Below are 25,848 nucleotides of genomic sequence, written 5' to 3'. Positions count from 1 at the left end.
GGAACCGGGCGTTCACGGACCTGCACCTCGTTCACCTCGGTCTGCATGTTGATGACGATGGCTCTCTGCTCGGCCGAGGATTTCTCCTTCTTGGGGGGTTCCACCAGGGTGGCCATGAACAGCAGTATCCCCAGGCTGAGGAGCAACCCCAGTCCCAGGCTCATCAGCTTGAATTTCATTTCGGCGCCACCGCCACGGCGATGTTGGCGATCCCGGCGGCCTTGGCCTCATCCATCACCCGCACTACGCGGCCATGGGGCACCCGTTCGTCCGCCTGGATCACCAGGCTGGCGTCGGGTTGCTCCGTCAGCATGCGGGACAGGCTGGCCTGCACCCGCTCCACATCCACCTGTTTACGGTCGAGGAAGATCTGCCCCTGGGCACCGATGGCCAGCATGATGCTGGAAGACTTCTGGGCCTTGGCCTGGCTGGCCTGGGGTCTGTGGACCTCGAGCCCGGCCTCGCGCACGAAGGAGGTAGTCACGATGAAGAAGATCAGCATGATGAACACTATGTCCAGCATGGGGGTCATATCGATCTGCACTTCATCGCGCTGGCGTTTGGATTGCCGTCTCATTGCATTACCTTCTCTTCTCGCAAACCGTCACGAGTCCTGGCCAACGCACGCTTGGCCTGACTCTCGAGCCGGCTGAGTAACAACACGCCGGACAGCGCCACCACCATGCCTGCCATGGTGGGTATGGTGGCACGGGAGATACCGCCCGCCATGCTCTCCGGGTTAAAACGGTTGGCGGCGGCCAACGCATCGAATACGCCTATCATGCCGGTCACTGTGCCGAGCAGACCCATCATGGGGCAGAGCACTACTAGGGTGCGGATGAAGATCAGATGGCGGTTGAGCTCGAGCTCCGCCTCGGCCAGCCAACGACCACGAATGGCCCTGGCATGCCAGCTGTGGTGTTCGGCGCGGGCCTGCCAGCGACTGAACAGTTGCCGCTGCAAGGCACCAAACCCCAGATTGAGGTAGAGCACCCGCTCGATCATCAGGATCCACATCAGCACCAGCAGGGCCAGAATGACCCAGAGCACAGGGCCGCCACGGCCCATGAAGCTCTGCAACTGTTGCCAGATGTCGATGATCATGCCACCCGCTCCAAGTCCCCGTTGCTCTCGGCCCGCTCGGCCAGGATGCCGGCGACCTGTTGCTCCAGGACGTTGGAGAGCTCGGTGAAACGGGACTGCAGCAGGCTGTGGGCCAGGATCAGCGGAATGGCAGCCACCAGGCCTTGCACTGTGGTCACCAGTGCCATGGAGATGCCGCCCGCCATGATCTTGGGATCGCCGGTACCGAACTGGGTGATGGCCTGGAAGGTGCCGATCATGCCGGTCACAGTGCCGAGCAGGCCCAGCATGGGGGCGATGGCCGCGATGACCTTGACCATGCCGATGCCGCGCTCGAGTCGTGGCGTCTCCTGCAGGATGGCCTCATCCAGCCTCAGTTCGAGGGTCTCCATGCTCAGCTCGGGATGTTGATCCGCCACCGTCAGTACTCGGCCGAGGGCGTTGTCGGCGTGATATTCGCCACTCTTGAGCTGACGGCGCACCCGGCTCAGCTCCCGGGACAGGGTCCAGAGCCGCACGCCGGCAATGCCGAGGCCGATGACGGCCAGCAGCACTATGATGGCACCAACCTGACCCCCCTGCTGCACCTGCTGCCAGAAGGTGGGGGCCTGAGCCAGCATGTCGAGCAGCACGCCGTGGGAGGGATCCAGCGGCAGGGCTTCCCCTTCCTTGCCCTGATAGGCGGCCAGCTCGGATTGCACGGCGCCGGGCAGCCCCAGTACAGGGGTGATGCCCTCGGCGCTCACTTGCAGGTAACCGGCACCGCCGAACAGGGCAAAGCTGCCGACCCGGGTCAGGGGCTGCTCGCTGGCCGCTCCCTGGGCATCGAGCACCTTGCCGGTGAACTGGGTGACACGAGCCGACTCGCGGATCTCTTGCAACAGGGTGGCGGGCAACAGGGCGAGGGCGGCGCGATCCGGTACCTGCTTGTCCTGGGCCATGGCTTGCAGCGCGGCCAGACGATCCGGGTATTGCCCCTGTACCGAGGACTCGGCCAGCAGCTTGGCCGCATCGCTCGCCCCCTGGCGGGTCACCGCGAAGATCTCGTTCATGTCGCCGGAAGCTTGCTCCCACTGGGCATTGAGCTCCACCAGCTGCTTCTCGTTATCCGCAAACTGGCTGGCCAGCTGCTTGCTCAGGCTCTGGGCGGCAGCCAGCTTGGCACGGGCACTGTTCAATTCGCTGGAGACGGACGCCAGATCCTGCTTGGCGGTCTGCTCACGGGCCTGCTCCTGCGCCTGCCAGTCTTCGGCGTTGGCCAGTGGAGAACCGAGGGAGAGGGTGATGAGAAGGGGGAACCACTTCATGGTTGATCTCATGATTGGGCCTCCTGGCTACGGGCAACGGACAGGGGCACGTGCAACAGTTGCGGGACTTTCTTGTCGGCCGCCATGTCCAGCGCATCGGCGATGGGGGAGAGCCACTGGCTGTCGAGAGATTGCCACTGCCTGGCTTCGGCAGACCAGCGCCAGGCCTGGCTGCGATCGGCCGTCATGGCCAGCAGGGAAACCCGGCCAAGGGCCAGCACATCGACCCGGCGCTCGGCACCATCCAGCATCAGCTGGGCGGGATAAGCATCCATCCGGCTACCGTATTCGGCTTCGATCTGATAGGCCTGAAGCAGTTGGCGGAACTTCTCGGCCTCGCTCACATCGGCACGGGCCAGGGTCACCTTGAGTTGTTCGACTCGCGCCAGACGATCGTCTTTACGCAGGGGAATGTCGTCCTGTACCAGTTGCTCCAGATCGGCCTGCATCTGCAGCATCAGCGGGATCAAGCCCTGACGGGTCTGTTCCACCGCTTCCAGCTGGCTGGTCAGCTTGCCCAGCTCATTTTGCTGATCGGCCACCAGAGACTGCATGTAGCGGTTGTAGGCTTCCAGATCCCGCAGTTGCAGCTGTGCGCTCTGCAGCTCCGCCCTGGCAGACACGGCCGCATCGGCTGCTTTTTCGACTCGTTGTTGGGAAGATTTCCCATCAGCTATGCTGTTTTTCAGTGCAGGCGCAACCAGATCGTCTGCGTTGGCGACGAAATGGGCAGCCAGTGGCAACAAGGCCAGACCCCAGAGCTTTTTCATGGTACATAATCTTAACAATGATAACTATTCTCATTGTCTCAAAGAGTCGTCCCAGTGGCAATCAGATGATTTTCTTGGCCTCCAGCCAAAAAAACAGGATACTTTTTAGACAAGCACGGGAGTTACTGGCGTTGGTCGTAACAACACCACATTAAATAACTAAAAAATGTCTTTTCGATCAGGATGATAAATGATCGAAAAAGGAGACTGACATGTTCAACGATGCGATCTGGGAACACATAGATCGATTCACCAAGGCCAAGAAAACGAGCGAGATCCAGCAGCAACTCGAACGCTTCAGCCATCAGATGGGGTTTGATTACTTCCGTTTGCTGATTATTTTTCCCATCAGCATGCAGAAATCCCATGTCGCCCTGTTTAACAACTGCCCCACCAGCTGGTTTGACGCCTACTCGGAGCGGCGCTACCTGACTCAGGATCCTGTGGTCTTCCTCGGACTGAAACAGACCCAGCCCATCTTCTGGAACAAACTCGACTGCGACTCTCCCTGGCTGCCCAGCGCCAGCCGGGAGGTGATGAATCTGGCCGCCGATTTCGGGGTCAGAAACGGGGTCTCCTTCCCGCTGCACACCCCGCAGGGGGAGCACGGCATCCTCTCCTTCATCAGCAAGGAAAAATCCAGCTCGGACCTGATGTTTGAAAACGTTCCCTTGCTGTCGTTCTGTGCCAGCTACATCTTCAACTCCGCACTGGAGCTCATCAAGAACAGGCCGGATCTGATGAAGTACCTGACCGAGCTGTCGGACAGGGAGAAGGAGTGTCTGTTCTGGGCCAGCGAGGGCAAGACCTCCTGGGAGATAGCGACCATCCTCGGCATCAGCGAGCGTACCGTTAACTTCCACCTCAATCAGGTCACCAACAAGACGGATTCCAAGAACCGGAACCAGGCGATCGCCAAGAGCATCTCAAGCGGCATCATAGTGCCCTCCCTGAGCGATGTGACCATCACCAACCTGCGGCTCTCATGAGCCATGGCCAGATGAAAAGAGCCGCAGAATGCGGCTCTTTTTATTTCCGGAGCTACAGCTTCACGGCAACTACCCTGCACTCCCCCTTTCCCCTTCGTCTCTGCTCTCCAGCAGCGCCAGTGCCGCATCGAAGTCGTAGCGTTCGACCTTGAGCGCAACCTGCTGAAGGAGCCCTACCAGGGCGGGTTCAAGGGCAAGGGATCTCAGCGCCGCCAGCGCCTCAACCGCCTCGCTGTCACTCTCGGCCAGCAGATGGGCCAGCCTCAGCAGCCGTGGCTGCAATGCGCTCTCCGCAATCAATGCGGTAGGCGCAGTCGCCGTCGCCGGCTCCCTTCCCACTTCATCGCCGAGGGATTTGAGCACAGGCGTCAGGGCGAACTCCACCCTGGCCAGCGCCCCCTGCAGCGCATCATTGCCGAGGCGGGCCCGGCAGCCTTGCTCCAGCTCGGCCGCCGCCCTCGCGATCTCGATCGCACCTATGTTGCCAGCCGTCCCCTTCAGGCTGTGTGCGAGCCGGGTCGCCGCCTCCGGATCGGGATTGGCAAGAGCTGCGGCAAACTGCCCGGCAAAATCCTGATGGGCCGAGAGGAACTTGCGCAGCAGGCGCCGATAGAGATCGGCCCGCCCCCGACAGGTCGCCAGCCCGGCGGCCAGGTCTATGCCCTCCATCTCCGTGGGCAGGCCGGGAGCGGGAGCCGCCACCGTCGGCCCGGCCGTGGCGGGTCGGCGGTTTCCCGGCTTGATCCACCTGGCCAGGATTGAAAACATGCTGGCGACATCCAGGGGCTTGGCTATCTGATCGTTCATGCCAGCGGCCAGCGCCCGCTCCCTATCACCTGTCATGGTGTTGGCCGTCATGGCGATCACCGGCAGGCTGGCAAGGCGTGGTTGCAGGCGGATCTGACGGGTGGCGGTGTAACCGTCCATCACCGGCATCTGGCAATCCATCAGGACCCCATCGAAATCGGCATCCCGTGCCAGCAGATCCAGCGCCTCCTGGCCATTGACCGCGAGGCTGAGGGAGATGCCCGCCTCCTGCAGCAGCTCATAGGCCAGCTCCCGGTTCAATTCGTTGTCCTCCACCAGCAGCAAGCGGGCCCCACGCAGGCTGGCGCTGGCACTGGCGGTCTGTTCGCTGCGCTCGGTCGCCCGGCTGTCCATGAGCGGCACCTTGCCGAGCACGCTGCCTAGCGCCTCCAGCAGGGTGGAAGGGGTCACCGGCTTGGTCAGCACCGCAGACAGAAGCACTCCCCGGGTTTCGGCCTGCTCGTGCACCTCCTCGCGACCGAAGGCGGTCACCATGATCACAGACGGCGTCTGTGCCAGATTGGCCGCACGCATCTGGCGCACCGTCTCCACCCCGTCCATGCCCGGCATGCGCCAGTCCATCAGCACCAGATCATAGGGCAGCGACTTGGCCTCGGCCTCCACCAGCATCGCCAGCGCGGTGCGACCGCTGTCGGCCACGTCCACCTCTATGCCAAAGCTGCTGGCCATGCCGTAGAGGATCTCGCGAGCGCTGGCGTTGTCGTCCACCACCAGGGCCCGCACTCCTATCAGCTCATCCCGAGTGAACATGCGCCTCGGCTGCTGCTCGCTCTGGCGCCCCAGCAGGGCGCAGAAGTGGAAGCTGGAACCTTCTCCCTCCACGCTCTCCACCCAGATACGCCCCCCCATGAGTTCCACCAGCCGCTTGGAAATGGACAACCCCAGCCCTGTGCCACCGTATTTGCGGGTGGTCGAGCTGTCGGCCTGGCTGAACGACTGGAAAATCCGCTCACACTGCTCCTGGCTCATGCCGATCCCGCTATCGCGCACCCAGAAATGCAGCTCCAGCTGAGCGCCCTCATCCCTGAGCACCTCGGCCCCCACCACTATCTCCCCCCGCTCGGTGAACTTGGCCGCATTGTTGCCGAGGTTGATGAGGATCTGCCCGAGTCGCAGCGGGTCACCCACCAGGGCGGTGGGCAGCTCCAGCGCCGTGTCGAACAGCAGCTCCAGTCCCTTCTCCTCGGCCCGCAGGCCTATCATGTTGGCGAAGTTGTCCAGCACGTCCTCCAGGTGGAAGGGGATGATCTCCAGCTCCATCTTGCCCGCCTCAATCTTCGAGAAGTCGAGGATGTCGTTGATGATGCCGAGCAGGTTCTCCGCCGAGCGGTGCACCTTCTCGATGTAGTTGCGCTGGCGACGATCCAGCTGGGTGTGCAGGGCCAAGTGGCTCATGCCGATGATGGCGTTCATGGGGGTGCGGATCTCGTGGCTCATGTTGGCGAGGAAGGCGCTCTTGGCCTGGGTCGCCTCCTCCGCCACCGCCCGCGCCTCGGTCAGCGCCGTCACATCGATGTTGACCCCGGTGGCCCGCAGTGGCACGCCCTCCGGGGTGCGGGTGAAGCGACAGAGCGCCTTGAAGGTGCGCACGGCCTCGTCCCCCCGACGCACGATGCGAAAATCGAGTTCTATCCTGTCCGCCCCCTCCTCGATGGCCCGTTCGAAGATCTGGGTGGCTGAGTCCGCATCCTCGGGGTGCAGCAAGGCCTTCCAGTGCGCCTGGCTGCCGCCAAAGCCGTCAGGCTCCAACCCGAACATCTTCTCCAGTTGCGGCGTCCAGTAGTTGCGACCGGTCACGAGATCGATGTCGAACAAGCCTATGCCCCCCGCCTCCTGCACCAGGGTCAGGCGCTCGCTGGCGGTGCGCAGCCTGGCCCCCATGGCCCTGCGCTCGCTCACGTCCCGCACCGAGGCGCAGACGCAGATGCCGCGATCCACCAGGGTCGGCAACCGGGAGAGCCCTATCTCCACGGAGAACTGGCTGCCATCCTTGCGTACCCCCTGCAGATCCTCGATGGCGGCCCCCATCTGGCGCGTGCTGCCGTGGGCGATGAAGTCGTTGCGCAGCGCCACATGCTGATCGCGGCCGCTCTTTGGCACCAGGCATTCGATGGACTGGCCGATCAGCTCGCCGGCGGCGTAGCCGAACAACTTGTCCAGCTGGGGGTTGGTCAGCAGGATGAGGCCGTCCGCACCTATGACCAGCATGCCGTCCGGCGCCGCCTCTATGATGCCGCGATACCAGGCCTCGGTGGCGCGCAGGGCGCCCTGCTGGGCCTCGAGCGCCCTGGCCTGATGCTCCAGTTGCAGGGTCTGGGTACCCATCTCGTCGGCCTGGCGGCGGGTCTCCTTCAGCAGGGCCAGGGCGGCCTCGCTGCGCTCCATGATGGCCATGGCCCCCGCCAGCCTGGGCAACACCTCCTGCAGCAACAATGTCTCCGTCTCGCCGGGAGGCTGGAAGCCGGCCAGCTCCAGCACCCCGAGCAGCCGCTCCCCCCGCATCACAGGCAGCACCTGCAGCTGGCTGGCTGGCCCGGCGCCGAGCTGGGTGCGCACATACCAGAAGGACTCCGGCACCGCGGTCAGCTGGCGTGGCTGACGATCGAGGGCACACTGGCCCAGCAGCCCTTCCCCCAGAGCCACCTCTTCGGCCAGGGGGTGCTTGGGATCGCTCGCGTAACCTCCCACCAGATGCAGGCTGGCCGACCCCTGATGGAGGCTGTAGAGCGCCCCCTGGCAGACGCCGAGCTGGGGCGCCATGCGGGCGAAGAAGACCTGAGCCAACTCTGGCGGCGTCTCGGCCAGTTGCAAGTCCACCTGCAGCAGGGAGACCTGGGCCTTGACCCTGCGCTGCAGCTCCAGCTGACGCGCCTCCAGCTGCAGGGTGGCGATGGCCCGCGCCAGATCGCCGGTCTCGTTGTGCATGTCGGCGTGGGGAATGGGGTGATCCAGTTGCCCGGCGGCCAGCAGGTCCACCGCCTTGCGCACCCGCTCGAGGGGATTGCGGATCGACTTGCTGACCAGCCAGACCAGAATCAGCGACAGCCCCAGGCCCCCCAGCAGCAACGAATAGGTGAGCAGGCTGCTCTGCTTGGCAAACCCCGTGATCTGGATGACCAGATCCCGCAGCGCGGACTGCTTGACCTCGGCGATGTGCTCCAGCATGGCATCGGCGCGGGCGTCCAGCCGTTCAAACTCATCGCCGTTGAGCAGTGCCTGCGCCTGCTCCTGATGGCCCTGGGCGGCCAGTTGCAGCGCCTTGTCGCTGAGCTGTTGGTGGCGCTCCAGCTGCATGTCGAGGTCCGACGAATTGACCAGGCTCTCGGTGCGCCACAGGGTCGGCTTGGCCAGGGCCAGCTCCTCATACAGCCTCTTCTGGGCATCTTGCAACTGCTTGAAGGCCTCGAGCCGCACGTCCGGATCGTTGGAACCGACGGCCTTGCGCAGGGCCTGCTGGATATGGGGTAGCTGCACCCGCGCCTCCTGCAAGTGGATGGCTCCTACCAGGTCCTTGCTATAGAGGTTGTCCAGATCCCGAGTCAACTTGTTCTGAGTGCGCAGGCTCTGGATGCCGAGGGCCAAGGCCAGCGCCAGCAGCACGGCGAACCCCAATATCAGCTTGTGCCGCAGCGCGAGCCGCTCAAGCAGAACCAGCACTCTCATAGGGGCTCCTTGTCAGGGGGTAGGATGATGCCTGGCGGCCTGCAGCTCGGCCATGTCCTGCTCGCTGTCGCTGAAGCGATCGGCGATGGCCTTGAACTGCTCGGTGGCGGACAGGAAGGCCGCGCAGACATCCGGATCGAAGTGCCAACCCCCGCCCTGGCGGATGATGTCCACCGCCTCCTCGTGGGGCATGCCCGCCTTGTAGACCCGGCGGCTGATCAGCGCATCATAGACATCGGCCACCGCCATCAGCCGGGCACTGATGGGGATGGCATCCCCGGCCAGCCCCTCCGGATAACCGCTGCCGTCCCACTTCTCCTGATGGCTGTAGGCGATCTCCTTGGCCAGCCGCAGAAAATCCACCGGGAACCCGAGCTGATCCTCGGCCCGCTGGATGGCATCCCGCCCGAGCGTGGTGTGGGTCATCATGACTTCAAACTCCTCCTTGGTGAGGCGGCCGGGTTTGAGCAGGATATGGTCCGGGATGCCGACCTTGCCGATGTCGTGCAGGGGGGCCGACTTGAACAACAGGTGGATGGTGTCGTCACTGAGGAAGTGACGGAAACGGGGGTGGTCCTGCAGCAGCTCGGCGAGCAGTTTGACGTAGTGCTGGGTACGGCGGATATGGTTGCCGGTCTCGTTGTCCCGAGTCTCCGCCAGGGAGGCCATGGCCTGTATGGTCACGTCCTGGATCGCCATCACCTCGCGAGTGCGGCGCTGCACCTCCTGCTCGAGGAAGCCGTTCTGATCCCGCAGGAAATCGGCGGCCGCCTTGACCTTCAGCTGATTCTCGACCCGCGCCAGCACCCGGGGCGGGCTGATGGGCTTGGTGATGTAGTCGACGGCGCCGAGCGCCAGCCCCTGGAGCTCGCTCTCCACGGCCGCCATGGAGGTGAGGAAGATGATGGGGATGTGGCGGGTGCGGACATCCTGCTGCAGTTGCTCCGCCACCTGCAATCCGGACAGGCCGGGCATCATGATGTCCAGCAGGATCAGATCCGGCAGGGGATCCCCCGCCAGGATGCGCAGGGCCTTCTCGCCGTTATTGGCGAGCTTGACCCTGTACGTGTCCCTGAGCAGATCGGCCATCAGCATCAGGTTGTCCGGGGTATCGTCCACCACCAGCACTGTGGTAGAGGAATGGGTTGCTTGGGGGTGATTCATGGGATGCGCTCTCCAGCCCTGTATTGAGTGGTCACCCATCTGTGCCACCCGGTCTAGAGGAAGCTTAGCTTCGAAATAATCCGCCTGCTTTCAGTCACTTGAATAACAAAAAACCGGCGCACCACGGGTTGTGGCGCGCCGGTCTTAGGAACCCGCGGATAGTGACGGGATAAAGTGCTTATCCAGCCACGAGATGCGGTCTATTACTCCACGGTAACGGATTTGGCCAGGTTGCGCGGCTGGTCCACGTCCGTGCCCTTGATGAGGGCCACGTGATAGGAGAGCAGCTGCAACGGCACCGTGTAGACGATGGGGGCGATCATCTCTTCCACGTGGTTCAGGCTCATCACCCTCATGGTCTCGTCGCTCTTGAAGCCGGCATCCGCATCGGCGAACACGTACAGGATGCCGCCACGGGCACGCACCTCTTCCACGTTGGACTTCAGCTTCTCCAGCAGATCGTTGTTCGGCGCCACCACTATGATGGGCATCTCGGCATCGATCAGCGCCAGCGGGCCGTGTTTCAACTCACCGGCGGCATAGGCCTCGGCATGGATATAGGAGATCTCCTTGAGCTTGAGCGCCCCTTCCATGGCGATGGGGTACTGGCTGCCGCGGCCGAGGAACAGGCTGTGGTGCTTGTCGGCAAACTCCTCCGCCAGGGTCTCGATCTGCTTGGCCAGGGCCAGGCTCTCCTTGATGCGCAGGGGCAGGGCCTGCAGCGCCTTCACCAGCTCCGCCTCGGCGGTGGCGCTCAGGTGACCGCGGCAGTGGCCGACGGAGGCCACCAGCATCAGCAGGCCGGCCAGCTGGGTGGTGAACGCCTTGGTGGAGGCGACGCCGATCTCGGCACCGGCACGGGTCATGAAGGCCAGGTCCGATTCACGCACCAGGGAGGAGCCCGGCACGTTGCAGATGGCGAGGGAGCTCATGTAGCCGGACTCCTTGGCCAGGCGCAGGGCGGCCAGGGTGTCGGCGGTCTCGCCGCTCTGGGACAGGGTTACCAGCAGGCTGTTGGGGCGCACCACGGACTTGCGGTAGCGGAACTCGGAGGCGATCTCCACGTCGCAGGAGACACCGGCGATCTCCTCGAACCAGTAGCGCGCCACCATGCCGGAGTTGTAGGAGGTGCCGCAGGCCACGATCTGTACGTGCTCCACCTTGTCGAAGATGGCGCGGGCACCGTTGCCGAACGACTCGACGATCACGTGATCGTTGCCAAGACGCCCTTCCAGGGTATTGGTGATGGCCTTGGGCTGCTCGTAGATCTCTTTCAGCATGTAGTGGCGGTACTCCCCCTTGTCACCGGCGTCGTGGGAGAGCTCGGATTCCAGCTCCTCGCGCACCACGGTGTTGCCGTCGGTATCGAAGACATGGACGTCGCGACGGGTCACCTCGGCCACGTCACCCTCTTCCAGGAAGATGAAGCGACGGGTCACCGGCAGCAGGGCCATCTGATCGGAGGCGATGAAGTTCTCGCCGATGCCGCGGCCGATCACCAGGGGGGAGCCGGAGCGGGCCACCACCAGACGGCTGTCGTCGCGGCTGTCCATCACCACAGTGCCGTAGGCGCCGCGCAGCTGCTTCACCGCGACTTGCATGGCCGCCAGCAGGCTGGGGGCGGATTTCAGCTCGTGGTGCACCAGGTGGGCGATCACCTCGGTGTCTGTGTCCGAGCTGAACTCGTAGCCCATGCCCTGCAGCCGGCTGCGCAGCTCCTCGTGGTTCTCGATGATGCCGTTGTGCACCACCACGATATGCTCGGAGACATGGGGGTGAGCGTTGCGCTCGGACGGCTCGCCGTGGGTGGCCCAGCGGGTGTGGGCGATACCGGTGCCGCCGTGGACGGACTGCTCATCCAGCGCCTTGGCCAGCTCGGCTACCTTGCCGAGGCGGCGCACCCGCTGCAGGGGCTGATTGGCGCTGAATACGGCCACACCGGCGGAGTCATAGCCGCGGTACTCCAGACGGCGCAGACCCTCTACCAGAATTTCAGCCACATCACGTTGGGCCACGGCCCCGACGATGCCACACATAGGATTCTCCTTGAGACGTTAATCTTGATGCTTTGGATAGTTGGATATTCGGTTTAGACAGTCATATCAACTGACAACAGGGGCACAGACCAGCTGGATCCCCTGGGCTTGAAGCTGTTCCCTGGCCTCGGGGGCCAGCCCCTCGTCGGTCACCAGGGTGTGGACGCTGCCCCACGGCAGTTCCAGATTGGGGATGCGGCGGCCGATCTTCTCGGACTCGACCATGACGATGACCTCGCGGGAGACCTCGGCCATCACCCGGGAGAGGCCCACCAGCTCGTTGAAGGTGGTGGTGCCCCGCGCCAGATCGATGCCGTCGGCACCGATGAACAGCTGGTCGAAGTCGTAGGATCTCAGCACCTGCTCCGCCACCTGACCCTGGAAGGACTCGGAGTGGGGATCCCAGGTGCCGCCCGTCATCAGCAGAGTGGGTTCGTTCTCCAGCTCCCGCAGGGCGCCCGCCACGTTGAGGGAGTTCGTCATGACGATGAGGCCGCGCTTGTTGCCGAGCAGGGGGATCATGGCGCTGGTGGTGCTGCCGCTGTCGATGATGACGCGATTGTGATCGCGGATCCGTTCGGCGGCGGCACGGGCGATGGCCATCTTTCGTTTCGAAACTTGCTCCGGGTTATCCGTCACCACCATCTCGCTCGGCAGGGGGATGGCCCCCCCGTAGCGACGCAGCAGCAGACCGCCGGTTTCCAGCACAGCCAGATCCTTGCGAATGGTCACCTCGGAGGTGGCGAAGTGTTTGGCGAGGGCATCGACGCTCACTTCACCCTGCTCTTGAACCAGGGTGACTATGGTGTGGCGACGCTGTTGGGTGTTGCGTTTGTTCATCTAAAAGTTTCGATTCGAAAGAATGTCGAAATGTTAGCGACTTTTTTGGAAAAATCAAACGGCAAATAGGATCCGATGTGCATCGATGCCAGAATGGGGGGCTGATTTGCGAGAGGACGCCATGCAAAAACGAGTCATCTGGCTGGTGGAAGATGAGGCCAGCATCGCCGACACCCTGATCTACGCCCTGCAAACCGACGGTTTCGAGGTGGAGTGGTTCCCCCTGGGACAACCCATGCTGGCGCGACTGGAACAGACGCAACCTGACTTCCTGATCCTGGATGTGGGCCTGCCTGACATCAGCGGCTTCGAGCTGTGCAAGCAGGTACGCACCCGTTGCGATCGCCCCCTGATGTTCCTCACCGCCCGCAGCGAGGAGATAGATCGCCTGATCGGACTGGAGATTGGTGCCGACGACTACGTGGCCAAACCCTTCTCCCCACGGGAGGTGTGTGCCCGGGTACGGGTGATCCTGCGCCGCAGCCAGCCGGTTGTTCCCCAACCCAGCCTGTTGCTGGTGCTGGATGAGGAGCGGGCCCGCATCTGCTTCCACGGCCAACCGCTGGCCCTCACCCGCTACGAATACCTGCTGCTCAAGACCCTGATGCAGGCGCCGGGGCGGGTCTACTCCCGCCAGCAGCTGATGGATCTGGTGTGGTGCGGGGCGGAAGAGAGCCTGGATCGCACCGTGGATACCCATATCAAGACCCTGCGCGCCAAGCTGCGTGAGCGGGATCCGGCCACCAGCCTGATCCTGACCCATCGCGGGCTGGGCTACAGCCTGGAGCTGGCATGAACAGGCGGCTGCCGAGCACCCATCGGGGTGCAGCATGAGGATCGGACTGCAACTGCTGTGCGGCCTGGTGCTGATCTTCGCCCTGGCCGCCTGGTTCGTGCTGGAGATCTTCGTCGAGGAGATCAAGCCCGGGGTCCGCAGCGCCACCGAGGACACCCTGGTGGACATGGCCCAGCTGCTGGCACCGCTGGCGCTGGACGATCTGCAGGAAGGGAAGATGGCGGATGGCCGGCTCGCCAGCGCCTTCGCCCGCCTCAACCAGACCCCCCTCAACGCCCTGATCGACGGCCACCTCAAGCAACAGGCGGAGTACCGCATCTACGTGGTGGATGCCAAGGGGCTGGTGGTCTATGACTCCAGCGGCCAGGATCTCGGCAAGGATTATTCCCGCTGGAACGACGTCTACCGCACCCTGCGCGGTGAGTACGGCGCCCGCAGCACCCGCAGCGACCCGGACGATCCCGCCAGCTCGGTGATGCACGTGGCCGCTCCCCTGCGCGAGGGGGGCGAGATCCTGGGTTCCCTCACCGTCGCCAAGCCCAACCGCACCCTGCTGCCCATGATAGAACGCAGCGAACACCAGCTGTTGCAGGGGGCGGCCGTGCTGCTGATCATCTCCCTGCTGATCGGCGCCCTGCTGGTGTGGTGGCTCACCCGCGCCATCGGCAAGCTGGTGCACTACGCCGATGCGGTCAGCCAGGGGAAACCCACCAGCCTGCCGCGACTCTACAGCCCCGAGCTGGACCGGCTCGGCCGATCCCTCGAAACCATGCGCCGCCAGCTGGACGGCAAGTCCTATATCGAGGCCTATGTCCACAGCCTGACCCATGAGCTCAAGAGTCCCCTCGCCGCCATACGCGGGGCGGGGGAGATACTGACGGAGGCACCGCCCCCCGAGGTGGCGAGACGCTTCATCGGCAACATCAACCTGGAGACGGCCCGCATGCAGCAGCTGATCGAGCGCATGCTCCAGCTGGCCAGGCTGGAGTCCGGGCAAGGGCTGGACCGGCAAGCCAGCGCCCCAGCCACTCTGGGCAAGCGGGTGCTTGATGCCCGTCAGGTCGTTTCCGGGCGCCGCCAGCTCAGGTTGCAGGCTGACCTGGCCGAGGCCCAGAAGCAGAAATGGGATCCCCTGCTGGTGGAGCAGGCCCTCGGCAACCTGCTGGACAACGCCCTCGACTTCTCCCCAGCGGGCGCAGAGGTGTCGCTGACCGGGCAGCTGGAGGAGGGGGGTTACTGCTTCCGGGTGAGGGACCATGGGCCCGGCATACCGGACTACGCCCTGTCACGGATCTTCGAGCGCTTCTACTCCTTGCCGAGGCCGGACAAGGGCAAGAGCAGCGGCCTCGGCCTCAGCTTCGCCCGCGAGGTGGCGCGCCAGCACGGCGGCAGGTTGACCCTGGGCAACCAGCCTGAGGGCGGGGTGCTGGCCGAGTTGTGGCTGCCGCTCGCCTGAGCCGGTGAAAGACTCATACTTGCTCCCGCCAACTTCACATTGAACACACAGAGGGAGGCTAAGCTGCCTCCCTCGGAGCCGCCATGAGGGCGCTCTTGTTCATCAAGGAGATTTCATGTCCCGCCTGTTGTTGTCCGGCCTGTTTGCCACCGGCCTCTTCTTCGCCCTGCCCGCCAGCGCCACCTCGGGTTGCATGCTGTTTGCCGATGGCAGCGGCAAGGTCATCAGCAAAGAGGGGGACTGTGCCAGTCAGCTTCCCCCTGCCTCCACCTTCAAGATCCCGCTGGCGCTGATGGGCTATGACAGCGGCTTCCTGGTGGATGAGCAGTTGCCGGCCCTGCCGTTCAAACCCGGCGACGCCGACTTCTTGCCGGAGTGGCGGCAGACCACCACCCCGAGCAGCTGGATGAAGTACTCCGTCATCTGGTACTCCCAACGCCTCACCGAGTGGCTGGGCATGGCGCGGCTGCAGCGCTATGTGGATGCCTTCGACTACGGCAACCGGGATCTCTCCGGCAACCCGGGCAAGCACGACGGACTGACCCAGGCCTGGCTCAGCTCCAGCCTCGCCATCAGCCCGGAAGAGCAGGCCCGCTTCCTCGGCAAGCTGGTGAGCGGCAAGCTGCCGGTCTCGGCCCAGACCCTGGCGCGCACCGGCACCATCACGCGCCAGCCGGATATAGATGGTTGGCAGATCAACGGCAAGACCGGCATGGGTTATCCCAAGTTGCTGGATGGCAGCCTCAATCGGGATCAGCAGATCGGCTGGTTCGTCGGCTGGGCCAGCAAGCAGGACAAGAAGCTCATCTTCGTCCACACCGTGATCCAGAAGCCCGGCAAGCAGTTTGCCTCCCTCAGGGCCAGAGACGAGGTATTTGCCGCCCTGCCGGCCGAGTTGAAGAAGCGGTAATGCCAACAAGAACCGGCGCCCTGCGCCGGTTTTTTTATCCCCCTTCACCCTGACTTCACAGAGCCTCATTCCCCCTTCACCCGGGTCGATCACCATGCCCCTCATCAACAAGGAGAGGCGTCATGGTCAAACAAATACTCACCCACAAGGTCGTCATGCTGCTGTTGCTCTGCCTGCTGCTGATGATACCGGTGCACTCCATCATGGAGCTGAACCGGGAGCGCCAGGCCTATCGCAGCCAGGCCATCCACAGCATCATGGCCAGCAGCAGTGGTCCGCAGCGGCTCATCGGCCCCGTACTGGTGCAACCTTATACCCGGACCGTCACCATCGAGCAGGATGGCAAGCGTTTCGTGCGCACCGAGCAGGTCTATCGTTATCTGCTGCCGGAGCAGCTGGAGGTGCGGGCCAGCATGGAGGTGACACCGCGCAAGCTCGGCATCTATCAGGCCCAGGTGTATCAGACCCGGCTCTCCCTCACCGGCACGCTGCCTACCGCGCTCGACGGCAAAGCGCTGATCGGTGGCGGCCAGGGGATGACCGAGGAGGCCGGCTCCAACATGACCCCTGGCAACCCCTACCTCAGCCTGGTGCTGTCCGATGCCCGCGGCATCAACAGCGTCCCCGAACTGCAACTGGGGGAGGCGCGCATCCCCTTCGCCCCCGGCGCCCTGCTGGGGGACGGAATGGCCGGTATTCATGCACCGCTCGCCACCTTGCCCACCGAAAACGGTCGCTTCCACATCGAGCTGGATCTGCAGGGAATGAACGCGCTGGAGGTGGTGCCCCTCGGACAGGACAGCAAGTTCAGCCTGAGCGGCAACTGGCCTCACCCCAACTTCATCGGCGACTTCCTGCCGGGCAAGCGTACCCTGGGCGAGCAGGGGTTCGAGGCCAGCTGGCAGACCAGCTGGTTCGCCACCGACATGGAGAGCCGCTTCAATCGCCTGATGGGGGGAACCGGGGGCAAGCTGCCGAGTTTCAACGTCAGCCTGGTGCAACCGGTGGATCACTATCAGCTGAACGAGCGGGCCGCCAAGTATGCCCTGCTGTTTATCGGTCTCACCTTCCTCAGCTTCTTCATGTTCGAGCTGCTCAAGGGGCTGAGGGTACACCCGATCCAGTACGCCCTGGTGGGCATGGGGCTGGTCGTCTTCTATCTGGTGCTGCTGGCGCTGACCGAGCACATCGGTTTCGGCTTGGCCTATCTGGCCGCCAGCCTCGCCAGCGTGGCCCTCAACGGCTTCTACCTCAGCCATGTACTGGGGGGGACCAGGCAGGGGCTGGGTTTCGCGGCCTTGCTGGGCCTGGTCTACAGCATATTGTTCGGACTGTTGCAGGCGGAAGAGATAGCCCTGCTGCTGGGGGCCCTGCTGCTGTTTGCCGTGCTGGCCCTGATCATGCTGCTGACCCGCAAGCTGGACTGGTACCAGTTGACGGAGCGAGCCCCGCAACCCTGACAAATAAAAACGGCGCCCTCGGGCGCCGCTTCTATTTCATTGATCGGGTATCACTTCTTCTTCACCGGGCGGGCCCAGTTCTTGATGTGACGCTGGGGCACCCGGGTGATGACCAGCTCGTTCTCGGCCACATCCTTGGTGATGGTGGAGCCAGCCCCCAGAGTCGCCCCCTTGCCGATGCGCACCGGCGCCACCAGCTGGGTGTCGGAGCCGACGAAGACGTCATCCTCGATGATGGTCTGGAACTTGTTTACCCCGTCATAATTGCAGGTGATGGTGCCGGCACCTATGTTCACCTTGGCACCGACCTCGGCATCCCCCAGATAGGTCAGATGACCACACTTGGAACCGACCCCGAGCCGCGCCTTCTTCATCTCGACGAAGTTGCCGACGTGGGCATCCTGTTCCAGCACGGCGCCGGGGCGCAGGCGGGTGAAGGGGCCGACGGAGCACTGAGCGGCGATCAGTGCCCCTTCGATGACGGAGTAGGGCTTCACCTCGGAGTGATCGCCGATCTCGCAATCCTTGAGCACGCTGCCGGCACCGATGCGCACATGGTTGCCGAGTTTCACCTTGCCCTCGATGATGACGTTGACGTCGATCACCACCTCTTCCCCGATCTCGAGCTCACCGCGCAGGTCGAAGCGCGCGGGGTCGATCAGGGTGGCGCCGGCGATCATCAGCTTCTCGGCCTGCATCTGCTGGTAGCTGCGCTCGAGCTGGGCCAGCTGCACCCGGTTGTTGGCCCCTTCCACCTCCATGGCGCTGTCCGGGTGGACGGCGGCGATGGGGCAGCCATCACCGTGAGCCATGGCGATCACATCGGTGAGGTAGAACTCCCCCTGGGCGTTCTTGTTGTCCAGACGGGACAACCAGCCGCGCAGCTGGGCGCCCTTAGCCACCAGCACGCCAGTGTTCACCTCGCGGATGGCGAGCTGCTCGGGGTTCGCATCCTTCTGCTCGACGATGCCGACCACCTGGCCGTTCGCCCGCACTATGCGGCCATAGCCGGTGGGGTTGTCCAGCACCACGGTCAGCAGGGCCATGCCGTCGGCGGCCTTGGCGGCCAGCAGCCGTTGCAGGGTCTCTGGCTGGATCAGCGGGGTATCGCCATACAGCACCAGCACGTCGTCTTCATCCTGCCAGAACGGGATGGCCTGGGCGACGGCGTGGCCGGTCCCCAGCTGCTGCGCCTGCAGCACCCAGTTCAGGTCCGGCGCGGCGATCCGCTCCTTGAGCAGCTCGGCACCGTGGCCGTAGACCAGGTGCAATTGCTCGGCACCGATCTGGCGCGCGGTCTCGATGACATGGGAGACCATGGGCTTGTTGGCGACGGGGTGCAGAACCTTGGGGAGAACAGAACGCATACGAGTACCTTTACCCGCAGCCAGGATCACGACGTTGAGAGACATAGCCAGCCTTTGAAACATGAGGAAATGCTGGGCGGAGTCTATCCAACGGGTAAAAAAAAAGCGACCCGAAGGTCGCTTTTTGCATTACCGCCCTTAGCGGTAATTCTTTTTGACGATATCGATGACCCGCAATTGGGCCATCGCTTTCGCCAGCTCGGCAGATGCCTGAGCGTAGTCGATATCACCATGGGAGCTGTTGATCCGCTCTTCGGCACGACGCTTGGCTTCCTGGGCTTTCGCCTCATCCAGGTCGTCGGCACGAATGGCGGTATCGGCCAGCACGGTCACGGCTTCGGGTTGTACTTCCAGCATGCCGCCGGAGATGTACAGCACCTCTTCGCTACCATTTTGCTTGATCAAGCGGACCAGGCCCGGCTTGATGGCAGTCAGCAGCGGAGCATGACCGTGGCGGAGACCCAGCTCACCTTCGGAGCCTGATACCTGAGCAGATTGCACCCGACCGGAAAACAGTTTCCCTTCGGCGCTCACCACATCCAGGTGAAAGGAGATCATCTCAGCCATGGGCCCTCCTATCGAGGCTTACAGTTTCTTGGATTTCTCGACGACTTCGTCGATGCTACCAACCATGTAGAACGCCTGCTCGGGCAGATCGTCGTACTCGCCTTTCAGGATGCCCTGGAAACCACGGATGGTCTCTTTCAGCGGCACGTATTTGCCGGAAGAACCGGTAAATACTTCGGCCACGAAGAACGGCTGGGACAGGAAACGCTCGATCTTACGGGCACGGGCTACGGTCAGTTTGTCTTCTTCTGACAGTTCATCCATACCCAGGATGGCGATGATGTCCTTCAGCTCCTTGTAGCGCTGCAGTACGGTCTGGACACCACGAGCGGTCTCGTAGTGCTCCTTGCCTACCACCAGCGGATCCAGCTGACGGGAGGTGGAGTCCAGCGGGTCAACGGCCGGGTAGATACCCAGAGCCGCGATCTGACGGGACAGTACGACGGTCGCATCCAGGTGGGCGAAGGTGGTCGCCGGAGACGGGTCGGTCAAGTCATCCGCAGGGACGTAAACGGCCTGTACGGAGGTGATGGAACCGGTCCGGGTGGAGGTGATACGTTCCTGCAGAACACCCATCTCCTCGGCCAGGGTCGGCTGGTAGCCTACTGCGGAGGGCATACGGCCCAGCAGTGCGGATACTTCGGTACCGGCCAGGGTGTAACGGTAGATGTTGTCCACGAAGAACAGCACGTCACGACCCTCGTCACGGAACTTCTCGGCCATGGTCAGGCCGGTCAGCGCCACGCGCAGACGGTTTCCGGGCGGCTCGTTCATCTGACCGTAAACCAGAGATACTTTGTCCAGTACGTTGGACTCCATCATCTCGTGGTAGAAGTCGTTACCCTCACGGGTACGCTCGCCCACACCGGCGAACACGGAGTAACCGCTGTGCTCGATCGCGATGTTACGGATCAGTTCCATCATGTTGACGGTCTTGCCTACACCGGCACCACCGAACAGACCGACCTTACCACCCTTGGCGAACGGACATACCAGGTCGATAACCTTGATGCCGGTCTCCAGCAGCTCGGTGCTGTTGGACTGATCTTCGTAGCTGGGAGCTTCGCGGTGGATGGACCAACGCTCTTCTTCGCCGATCGGACCCTTCTCATCGATGGGGTCGCCCAGTACGTTCATGATACGACCCAGGGTCGAGGTACCGACCGGTACCTGGATGGCCTTGCCGCTGTTAACTACTTCCAACCCACGACGCAGACCGTCGGAGGAACCCATGGTGATGCAACGAACGACGCCGCCGCCGATCTGTTGCTGAACTTCCAGTACCAGACCCTGGCCTTGGCCTTCGCTGATGACTTTCAGTGCATCGTACACCTGGGGCACGGCGTCTTGCGGGAACTCGATGTCCACTACAGCGCCGATGATTTGGACGATGAAACCGTTACTCATGTCAAATCCTCTAAACCTTTGATAACCCTTGCCTTACACCGCAGCAGCACCGGACACGATCTCTGTCAATTCCTGGGTAATACTGGCCTGACGGGCCTTGTTGTACACCAGTTGCAGATCGTTAATCAGGTTACCGGCGTTGTCAGTCGCGGCTTGCATGGCAACCATTCGGGCTGCCTGTTCACTGGCCAAGTTTTCTACCACACCCTGGTACACCTGGGACTCGACGTAGCGAATCAGCAGGGCATCCAGCAGTTGCTTGGGATCCGGCTCATAGAGGTAATCCCAGTGGTTCTTCTTGTTCAGTTTGCTGTCTTCAGTTACGGGCAAAGGCAGCAGTTGATCGACTTTTGGTTGCTGAACCATGGTGTTGACGAACTTGTTGTACACCAGGTACAGCCTGTCAATCTCACCGTTGTCGTAAGCCTTCAGCATGACCTTGACTGAACCAATCAGGTCATTGACGCTCGGGTTGTCACCCAGTCCGGAGACATGGGCTTTCACCTTGGCGCCGTGCCGCTCAAAGAAGTTGGAGGCCTTGTTACCGATCAGTGCCAGGTCGACCTGGGCACCTTTCGCGCTCCATTGCTTCATATCGTTGAGGGCAGCCTTGAACAGGTTGATGTTCAAACCGCCACACAGGCCACGGTCGGTGGAGACGACGATGTAACCCACTCGCTTGACCTCACGTTCGATGAGGTAGGGGTGCTTGTATTCCAAGTTCCCCTGAGCGATATGGCCGATCACCTTGCGCATGGTTTCAGCGTACGGACGGCTGGCAGACATGCGTTCCTGCGCACGGCGCATCTTGCTGGCTGCCACCATTTCCATAGCGCTGGTGATCTTCTGAGTGTTCTTCACACTCCCGATCTTGTTACGTATCTCTTTTGCGCCGGCCATCTCTTCTCTCCATCAGGTGGCAGCTTGCGCTGCCACACACGCTTACCAGGTCTGGGTTGCCTTGAAGCTATCCAGCAACGCAGTCAGCTTGCCAACGATCGCGTCGTTGTAGTCGGCCTTGGCATTGATTTCAGCCATCAGCTCGGCATGCTGGGTATTGGCGTAAGAGAGCAGAGCGGCTTCGAAGTCGACGATTTTGCTCAGTTCGACATCGGCGAGATAACCCTTCTCGGCGGCGAACAGCACCAGAGACTGGTGAGCCACGCTCATCGGAGAGTACTGCTTCTGCTTCATCAGCTCGGTCACTTTCTGACCGTGATCCAGCTGCTTGCGGGTCGCATCGTCCAAGTCGGAAGAGAACTGGGCGAAGGCCGCCAGCTCACGATACTGAGCCAGTGCGGTACGGATACCACCGGACAGTTTCTTCACGATCTTGGTCTGAGCAGCACCACCCACACGGGATACGGAGATACCCGGGTCAACCGCCGGACGAATACCGGAGTTGAACAGCTGGGAGGTCAGGAAGATCTGGCCGTCGGTGATGGAGATCACGTTGGTCGGAACGAACGCGGACACGTCGCCGGCCTGGGTTTCGATGATCGGCAGGGCGGTCAGAGAACCGGTCTGGCCTTTCACTTCGCCCTTGGTGAACTTCTCTACGTACTCGGCGTTGACGCGAGCGGCACGCTCCAGCAGACGGGAGTGCAGATAGAAGACGTCGCCCGGGTAAGCTTCACGTCCTGGCGGACGGCGCAGCAGCAGGGAGATCTGGCGATAGGCAACGGCCTGCTTGGACAGGTCATCATAGATGATCAGTGCGTCTTCGCCGCGGTCACGGAAGTACTCACCCATGGAGCAGCCGGCGTAAGGAGCCAGATACTGCAGGGCGGCAGCTTCGGAGGCAGAGGCAACCACCACGACGGTGTTGGCCAGGGCGCCGTGCTCTTCCAGCTTGCGGACCACGTTGGCGATGGTGGAGGCCTTCTGGCCGATCGCAACGTAGACACACTTAATGCCGGAGTCTTTCTGGTTGATGATGGTGTCGATCGCGATGGCGGTCTTACCAACCTGACGGTCACCGATGATCAGCTCACGCTGGCCACGACCGATGGGGATCATGGCATCGATGGCTTTCAGACCGGTCTGGACTGGCTGGTCAACAGACTTACGCTCGATAACGCCCGGAGCGATGACTTCGATCGGCGAGTAGCCGTCGTTCTCGACCGGACCCTTACCGTCGATCGGCTGACCCAGGGTGTTGACCACCCGGCCCAACAGACCACGACCGACCGGCACTTCCAGAATGCGGCCAGTCCCTTTGACTTTCATCCCTTCAGCCAGGTTGGCATAGGGACCCATTACTACGGCACCAACGGAGTCACGCTCCAGGTTCAATGCCAGAGCGTAGCGGTTGCCCGGCAGCTCGATCATCTCACCCTGCATGGCATCGGCCAGGCCGTGGATACGAATGATACCGTCACTCACGGAGACGATGGTACCTTCGTTACGCGCTTCGCTCTTGACATCAAACTGCGCAATGCGCTGCTTGATCAGCTCGGCGATTTCAGTGGAATTCAGTTGCATGCTCTAATACCCCAATCAAGATTGCAGCGCATCGGCCATGCGATCCAGCTTACCGCGGACAGTGCCGTCGATAACCAGATCACCGGCCTTGATGAGCACCCCGGCCATCAAGGACGCATCTGTGCTGCAATTCAGCTTCACTTTGCGCGCGAGACGTTGTTCCAGAGAAGCCTGAATATTGGCTTTCTGCTGGTCGGTCAGTTCGATCGCCGAAATCACGTCAGCCTGAACTTCTTTGTCCAGTTCAGCCTTGAGCGCTACAAATTCAGCAACGACCGCCGGCAGCACACCCAAGCGACCATTCTCGGCCATCACCCGGATCAGGTTCTGACCATGCTCGTCGAGCTGCTCACCGCAGACGCTCACAAACAATTTCGCGAGCTCCTCGGCAGCCACAGAGCCGTTTACCAGGTTGTGGATGGTCTCGTTCTTCACCACTTCCGCAGCGAAGCCGAGCATCCCCAGCCACTGGTCAACCGCCTTGTGCTCAACGGCAAACTCGAAAGCAGCCTTGGCGTAGGGGCGAGCGATTGTAGTCAGTTCAGACATAGCCCCGTTCCCGTTACAGTTCTGCTACCAGTTTGTCGACGATGTCGCTGTTGGCAGCCTGGTCGATTTGGCGTGCCAGGATCTTCTCTGCACCCGCGATGGCAAGAGCAGCAACCTGCTTGCGCAGTTCTTCTTTGGCACGATGACGTTCAGCTTCGATCTCTGCACGGCCCTGAGCCAGGATTTTCTCCCGCTCAGCTTGCGCTCCGACGGCGGCCTCATCGATGATCTGGGCCTTGCGTTTGTTGGCCTGATCGATGATTTCGGCAGCCTGAAGCTTGGCTTCTTTCAGCTGATCGGTGGCGTTGGCCTTGGCCAAATCCAGATCTTTCTTGGCACGTTCTGCAGAAGAGAGGCCGTCAGCGATTTCTTTCTGACGGGCTTCGATGGCAGCGATCAGCGGCGGCCACACGTACTTCATGCAAAATACTACGAAGATGAAAAAAGCAACTGCTTGGCCGAGGAGGGTGGCGTTGATATTCACAGCCGATGTCCTCTTAAGTTAGTTAATGGGTTCTGCGTGAGTCGTGACGACTTAGGCAACCGCAAACATCACATACAGACCCAGACCAACGGCGATCATCGGGATCGCATCCACCAGACCCATCACGATGAAGAACTGGGTACGCAGAACAGGGATCAGGTCGGGTTGACGAGCCGCACCTTCCAGGAACTTGCCACCCAGGATACCGATACCGATGGAGGCGCCGATAGCCGCCAGACCCATCATCATTGCAGCAGCGATGTACAGCAGGTCCATGTTCAAGTTTTCCATGAGGATCTCCATTTATTTAGATGTAATTGATTGTATAAAAAGGATTATTTGAGTTGCATCATCAATGGTCTTCTTGTGCCATCGACAGATAGACGATGGTCAGAACCATGAAGATAAACGCCTGCAAAGTGATGATCAGGATGTGGAAAATTGCCCAAGGCACGGACAGGATCCACTGTGACCACCAGGGTAACAAACCCGCAATCAGGATAAAGATCAGTTCGCCAGCATACATGTTGCCGAACAGTCGCAGACCCAATGAAACAGGCTTGGAAATCAACGTGACGGTTTCAAGGATGAAGTTAACCGGGATGGCAGCAGGGTGGTTGAAAGGCTGAAGCGTCAGCTCCTTCACGAACCCGCTGATACCCTTGACCTTGATGCTGTAGTACAGGATCAAGAAGAACACGCCCAAAGCCATGGACATGGTGATGTTAACGTCAGCAGAGGGAACCACACGCAGATAGGGAACACCCATCAACTGTGCAGCGTGAGGGATAAAGTCAACGGGGATCAGATCCATCAGGTTCATCAGGAAGATCCACACAAACACCGTCAGGGCCAGAGGTGCGATGACCTTGTTGCGACCATGAAAGATGTCTTTGACGTTACCATTCACAAACTCGACCAGCATCTCCACAAAGCACTGCAGCTTACCGGGCACACCGCTGGTAGCCTTGACGGCCACGCTGCGGAACAACCAGATAAACAGGGCGCCTAGCACGACGGAAAATATCATGGAATCGATATTCACCGTCCAGAACCCGGACCCGACTTGCAGATGGGTCAGGTGGTGGGAGATATATCCCTGAGGAGTCAGGACTTCTCCGGTTGCAGACATGAGTTTTCCTAATAGTGGTTGTTAAGCGTGAATGAAACTATCCACTGTACAACGAGGGCGAGGATATAAGTGACGAAGAACGAGACTGTGTTGACCTCGATCCCGGAGCCAAACACCAGGGCGAAAAGTCCTGCTGTAGTAACGAGCTTAATCCCTGCCCCACCATAAAAGTCCCCCAAAACCAGACCCACACTCTCCTTCGTCACCTTGCGGCGCAGAACCCAGAACGTGAACAGGGCCTGAGGAACCCAGTACATCCCCCCTCCGTAGAGAGAGGATTGTCCGGCGAACGGACCCTCCAGATAAAACCAGACGGTACCGATAGCCAGGATCAGGATGAGCTGACAAACGAGCATAGCCATGGCTAGCGTCAAACCTTCCAAGGCTCTTTTCTGTTTCACCAACCTACCCCTGAACATTACAGAACTGTAAAAAATCGGGATCCGAAGACCCCGCGTTTACAGCTCGAAAAGCCGGTCAAATTATACCCGTGAAGTCAGCTATTGCAACACGGCAAAAATCCTTAATTTTTGCGGCTTTCCGTGCAGAATTAAGG

General features: G+C 61.7%; 24 protein-coding genes (1 of these 24 running past the window's edge). 5 read left to right on the top strand and 19 right to left on the bottom strand.

The window, feature by feature from the left end; all coding sequences use genetic code 11:
* The 5 genes in view from ACT5M9_RS12060 to ACT5M9_RS12040 are tightly spaced (each overlapping or abutting the next) and all read right to left on the bottom strand, a layout consistent with a single transcriptional unit that may run on beyond the window.
* Positions 1 to 179 carry the beginning of a TonB family protein gene (locus tag ACT5M9_RS12060; protein WP_457982776.1) on the bottom strand. It extends 484 nt beyond the left edge of the window, so the window shows 179 of its 663 coding nt (coding positions 1-179); the start codon lies at positions 177 to 179; its stop codon lies off the left edge, out of view.
* Complete coding sequence (locus tag ACT5M9_RS12055; protein ID WP_349920408.1) at positions 176 to 577, bottom strand: ExbD/TolR family protein; 402 nt, start codon at positions 575 to 577, stop codon at positions 176 to 178. The genes ACT5M9_RS12060 and ACT5M9_RS12055 overlap by 4 nt, the downstream gene beginning before the upstream one ends.
* The gene (locus ACT5M9_RS12050; protein WP_457982778.1) at positions 574 to 1,104 is read right to left on the bottom strand and encodes a MotA/TolQ/ExbB proton channel family protein; all 531 of its coding nucleotides are present in this window, start codon (positions 1,102 to 1,104) and stop codon (positions 574 to 576) included. The genes ACT5M9_RS12055 and ACT5M9_RS12050 overlap by 4 nt, the downstream gene beginning before the upstream one ends.
* Entirely contained in the window at positions 1,101 to 2,402 is a 1,302-nt protein-coding gene (locus ACT5M9_RS12045) for a MotA/TolQ/ExbB proton channel family protein (protein WP_457982779.1), read from the bottom strand. Before ACT5M9_RS12045 ends, ACT5M9_RS12050 begins: the two co-directional genes overlap by 4 nt.
* Entirely contained in the window at positions 2,399 to 3,160 is a 762-nt protein-coding gene (locus ACT5M9_RS12040; RefSeq protein ID WP_438549155.1) for a DUF3450 domain-containing protein, read from the bottom strand. Before ACT5M9_RS12040 ends, ACT5M9_RS12045 begins: the two co-directional genes overlap by 4 nt.
* 212 nt (positions 3,161 to 3,372) lie before the next feature.
* On the opposite strand from ACT5M9_RS12040, the gene ACT5M9_RS12035 reads away from it, so the two are divergent.
* Complete coding sequence (locus ACT5M9_RS12035) at positions 3,373 to 4,149, top strand: helix-turn-helix transcriptional regulator (RefSeq protein WP_349920412.1); 777 nt, start codon at positions 3,373 to 3,375, stop codon at positions 4,147 to 4,149.
* A 69-nt stretch (positions 4,150 to 4,218) separates the two neighbouring features.
* Here ACT5M9_RS12035 and ACT5M9_RS12030 read toward each other — a convergent pair whose 3' ends face one another.
* The 4 genes from ACT5M9_RS12030 to ACT5M9_RS12015 all read right to left on the bottom strand — a co-directional run bounded on the left by ACT5M9_RS12030 (position 4,219) and on the right by ACT5M9_RS12015 (position 12,680).
* On the bottom strand, positions 4,219 to 8,640 hold the full coding sequence (locus ACT5M9_RS12030; RefSeq protein WP_457982781.1) for a response regulator: 4,422 nt from the start codon (positions 8,638 to 8,640) through the stop codon (positions 4,219 to 4,221).
* A gap of 12 nt (positions 8,641 to 8,652) precedes the next feature.
* Complete coding sequence (locus ACT5M9_RS12025; RefSeq protein ID WP_457982782.1) at positions 8,653 to 9,804, bottom strand: response regulator; 1,152 nt, start codon at positions 9,802 to 9,804, stop codon at positions 8,653 to 8,655.
* A 203-nt stretch (positions 9,805 to 10,007) separates the two neighbouring features.
* Complete coding sequence (gene glmS / locus ACT5M9_RS12020; RefSeq protein WP_457982783.1) at positions 10,008 to 11,840, bottom strand: glutamine--fructose-6-phosphate transaminase (isomerizing); 1,833 nt, start codon at positions 11,838 to 11,840, stop codon at positions 10,008 to 10,010.
* A gap of 66 nt (positions 11,841 to 11,906) precedes the next feature.
* A complete protein-coding gene (locus tag ACT5M9_RS12015) occupies positions 11,907 to 12,680 on the bottom strand; it encodes a DeoR/GlpR family DNA-binding transcription regulator (protein ID WP_457982784.1) in 774 nt (257 codons plus the stop codon).
* Between the two features lie 121 nt (positions 12,681 to 12,801).
* On the opposite strand from ACT5M9_RS12015, the gene blrA reads away from it, so the two are divergent.
* The 4 genes from blrA to creD all read left to right on the top strand — a co-directional run bounded on the left by blrA (position 12,802) and on the right by creD (position 17,302).
* Positions 12,802 to 13,476 (top strand): beta-lactam response regulator transcription factor BlrA, encoded by a 675-nt coding sequence (gene blrA / locus ACT5M9_RS12010; protein ID WP_457982785.1) that lies wholly within the window; start codon positions 12,802 to 12,804, stop codon positions 13,474 to 13,476.
* A 34-nt stretch (positions 13,477 to 13,510) separates the two neighbouring features.
* Positions 13,511 to 14,932, top strand: a complete 1,422-nt coding sequence (gene blrB, locus ACT5M9_RS12005; RefSeq protein ID WP_457982786.1) for a beta-lactam sensor histidine kinase BlrB — start codon at positions 13,511 to 13,513, stop codon at positions 14,930 to 14,932.
* A 115-nt stretch (positions 14,933 to 15,047) separates the two neighbouring features.
* Positions 15,048 to 15,842, top strand: coding sequence for a class D beta-lactamase (gene blaOXA / locus ACT5M9_RS12000; protein ID WP_457982787.1), 795 nt, complete (start codon positions 15,048 to 15,050; stop codon positions 15,840 to 15,842).
* Between the two features lie 122 nt (positions 15,843 to 15,964).
* The gene (gene creD / locus ACT5M9_RS11995; protein WP_457982788.1) at positions 15,965 to 17,302 is read left to right on the top strand and encodes a cell envelope integrity protein CreD; all 1,338 of its coding nucleotides are present in this window, start codon (positions 15,965 to 15,967) and stop codon (positions 17,300 to 17,302) included.
* A gap of 50 nt (positions 17,303 to 17,352) precedes the next feature.
* On the opposite strand, the gene glmU is transcribed toward creD, so the two are convergent.
* The 10 genes from glmU to ACT5M9_RS11945 all read right to left on the bottom strand — a co-directional run bounded on the left by glmU (position 17,353) and on the right by ACT5M9_RS11945 (position 25,711).
* A complete protein-coding gene (glmU, locus tag ACT5M9_RS11990; RefSeq protein ID WP_457982789.1) occupies positions 17,353 to 18,714 on the bottom strand; it encodes a bifunctional UDP-N-acetylglucosamine diphosphorylase/glucosamine-1-phosphate N-acetyltransferase GlmU in 1,362 nt (453 codons plus the stop codon).
* A 93-nt stretch (positions 18,715 to 18,807) separates the two neighbouring features.
* Positions 18,808 to 19,236 (bottom strand): F0F1 ATP synthase subunit epsilon, encoded by a 429-nt coding sequence (locus ACT5M9_RS11985; protein ID WP_010672259.1) that lies wholly within the window; start codon positions 19,234 to 19,236, stop codon positions 18,808 to 18,810.
* A gap of 18 nt (positions 19,237 to 19,254) precedes the next feature.
* A complete protein-coding gene (gene atpD, locus ACT5M9_RS11980) occupies positions 19,255 to 20,643 on the bottom strand; it encodes a F0F1 ATP synthase subunit beta (RefSeq protein WP_349920423.1) in 1,389 nt (462 codons plus the stop codon).
* A 33-nt stretch (positions 20,644 to 20,676) separates the two neighbouring features.
* Positions 20,677 to 21,543 carry a F0F1 ATP synthase subunit gamma gene (atpG, locus tag ACT5M9_RS11975; protein WP_438549145.1) on the bottom strand — a complete coding sequence of 289 codons (867 nt, stop codon included), beginning with the start codon at positions 21,541 to 21,543 and terminating at the stop codon, positions 20,677 to 20,679.
* A gap of 42 nt (positions 21,544 to 21,585) precedes the next feature.
* Positions 21,586 to 23,127: a F0F1 ATP synthase subunit alpha gene (gene atpA, locus ACT5M9_RS11970; RefSeq protein WP_438549144.1), complete on the bottom strand. Its 1,542-nt coding sequence runs from the start codon at positions 23,125 to 23,127 to the stop codon at positions 21,586 to 21,588.
* Positions 23,128 to 23,142: 15 nt separating this feature from the next.
* Positions 23,143 to 23,676 carry a F0F1 ATP synthase subunit delta gene (gene atpH / locus ACT5M9_RS11965; RefSeq protein WP_349920426.1) on the bottom strand — a complete coding sequence of 178 codons (534 nt, stop codon included), beginning with the start codon at positions 23,674 to 23,676 and terminating at the stop codon, positions 23,143 to 23,145.
* A 13-nt stretch (positions 23,677 to 23,689) separates the two neighbouring features.
* Positions 23,690 to 24,160, bottom strand: coding sequence for a F0F1 ATP synthase subunit B (gene atpF / locus ACT5M9_RS11960; RefSeq protein WP_139437153.1), 471 nt, complete (start codon positions 24,158 to 24,160; stop codon positions 23,690 to 23,692).
* A gap of 51 nt (positions 24,161 to 24,211) precedes the next feature.
* Positions 24,212 to 24,451: a F0F1 ATP synthase subunit C gene (gene atpE, locus ACT5M9_RS11955; protein ID WP_010672265.1), complete on the bottom strand. Its 240-nt coding sequence runs from the start codon at positions 24,449 to 24,451 to the stop codon at positions 24,212 to 24,214.
* A gap of 61 nt (positions 24,452 to 24,512) precedes the next feature.
* Positions 24,513 to 25,292, bottom strand: coding sequence for a F0F1 ATP synthase subunit A (gene atpB, locus ACT5M9_RS11950; RefSeq protein WP_349920427.1), 780 nt, complete (start codon positions 25,290 to 25,292; stop codon positions 24,513 to 24,515).
* Between the two features lie 8 nt (positions 25,293 to 25,300).
* On the bottom strand, positions 25,301 to 25,711 hold the full coding sequence (locus tag ACT5M9_RS11945; RefSeq protein ID WP_457982791.1) for an ATP synthase subunit I: 411 nt from the start codon (positions 25,709 to 25,711) through the stop codon (positions 25,301 to 25,303).
* Positions 25,712 to 25,848: the final 137 nt, after the last annotated feature.

This window comes from Aeromonas sp. AE23HZ002T15 (assembly GCF_054165525.2).
Note: the sequence above shows the minus strand (reverse complement) of the source record. Positions and strands in the feature narration are given on the sequence as shown.

Excerpts from the sequence above, each read along its gene's own strand:
- ACT5M9_RS12055 (WP_349920408.1), bottom strand. The coding sequence starts at position 577 with ATGAGACGGCAATCCAAACGCCAGCGCGATGAAGTGCAGATCGATATG.
- ACT5M9_RS12050 (WP_457982778.1), bottom strand. The coding sequence starts at position 1,104 with ATGATCATCGACATCTGGCAACAGTTGCAGAGCTTCATGGGCCGTGGC.
- ACT5M9_RS12045 (WP_457982779.1), bottom strand. The coding sequence starts at position 2,402 with ATGAGATCAACCATGAAGTGGTTCCCCCTTCTCATCACCCTCTCCCTC.
- ACT5M9_RS12040 (WP_438549155.1), bottom strand. The coding sequence starts at position 3,160 with ATGAAAAAGCTCTGGGGTCTGGCCTTGTTGCCACTGGCTGCCCATTTC.
- ACT5M9_RS12035 (WP_349920412.1), top strand. The coding sequence starts at position 3,373 with ATGTTCAACGATGCGATCTGGGAACACATAGATCGATTCACCAAGGCC.
- ACT5M9_RS12030 (WP_457982781.1), bottom strand. The coding sequence starts at position 8,640 with ATGAGAGTGCTGGTTCTGCTTGAGCGGCTCGCGCTGCGGCACAAGCTG.
- ACT5M9_RS12025 (WP_457982782.1), bottom strand. The coding sequence starts at position 9,804 with ATGAATCACCCCCAAGCAACCCATTCCTCTACCACAGTGCTGGTGGTG.
- glmS (WP_457982783.1), bottom strand. The coding sequence starts at position 11,840 with ATGTGTGGCATCGTCGGGGCCGTGGCCCAACGTGATGTGGCTGAAATT.
- ACT5M9_RS12015 (WP_457982784.1), bottom strand. The coding sequence starts at position 12,680 with ATGAACAAACGCAACACCCAACAGCGTCGCCACACCATAGTCACCCTG.
- blrA (WP_457982785.1), top strand. The coding sequence starts at position 12,802 with ATGCAAAAACGAGTCATCTGGCTGGTGGAAGATGAGGCCAGCATCGCC.
- blrB (WP_457982786.1), top strand. The coding sequence starts at position 13,511 with ATGAGGATCGGACTGCAACTGCTGTGCGGCCTGGTGCTGATCTTCGCC.
- blaOXA (WP_457982787.1), top strand. The coding sequence starts at position 15,048 with ATGTCCCGCCTGTTGTTGTCCGGCCTGTTTGCCACCGGCCTCTTCTTC.
- creD (WP_457982788.1), top strand. The coding sequence starts at position 15,965 with ATGGTCAAACAAATACTCACCCACAAGGTCGTCATGCTGCTGTTGCTC.
- glmU (WP_457982789.1), bottom strand. The coding sequence starts at position 18,714 with ATGTCTCTCAACGTCGTGATCCTGGCTGCGGGTAAAGGTACTCGTATG.
- ACT5M9_RS11985 (WP_010672259.1), bottom strand. The coding sequence starts at position 19,236 with ATGGCTGAGATGATCTCCTTTCACCTGGATGTGGTGAGCGCCGAAGGG.
- atpD (WP_349920423.1), bottom strand. The coding sequence starts at position 20,643 with ATGAGTAACGGTTTCATCGTCCAAATCATCGGCGCTGTAGTGGACATC.
- atpG (WP_438549145.1), bottom strand. The coding sequence starts at position 21,543 with ATGGCCGGCGCAAAAGAGATACGTAACAAGATCGGGAGTGTGAAGAAC.
- atpA (WP_438549144.1), bottom strand. The coding sequence starts at position 23,127 with ATGCAACTGAATTCCACTGAAATCGCCGAGCTGATCAAGCAGCGCATT.
- atpH (WP_349920426.1), bottom strand. The coding sequence starts at position 23,676 with ATGTCTGAACTGACTACAATCGCTCGCCCCTACGCCAAGGCTGCTTTC.
- atpE (WP_010672265.1), bottom strand. The coding sequence starts at position 24,451 with ATGGAAAACTTGAACATGGACCTGCTGTACATCGCTGCTGCAATGATG.
- atpB (WP_349920427.1), bottom strand. The coding sequence starts at position 25,292 with ATGTCTGCAACCGGAGAAGTCCTGACTCCTCAGGGATATATCTCCCAC.
- ACT5M9_RS11945 (WP_457982791.1), bottom strand. The coding sequence starts at position 25,711 with ATGTTCAGGGGTAGGTTGGTGAAACAGAAAAGAGCCTTGGAAGGTTTG.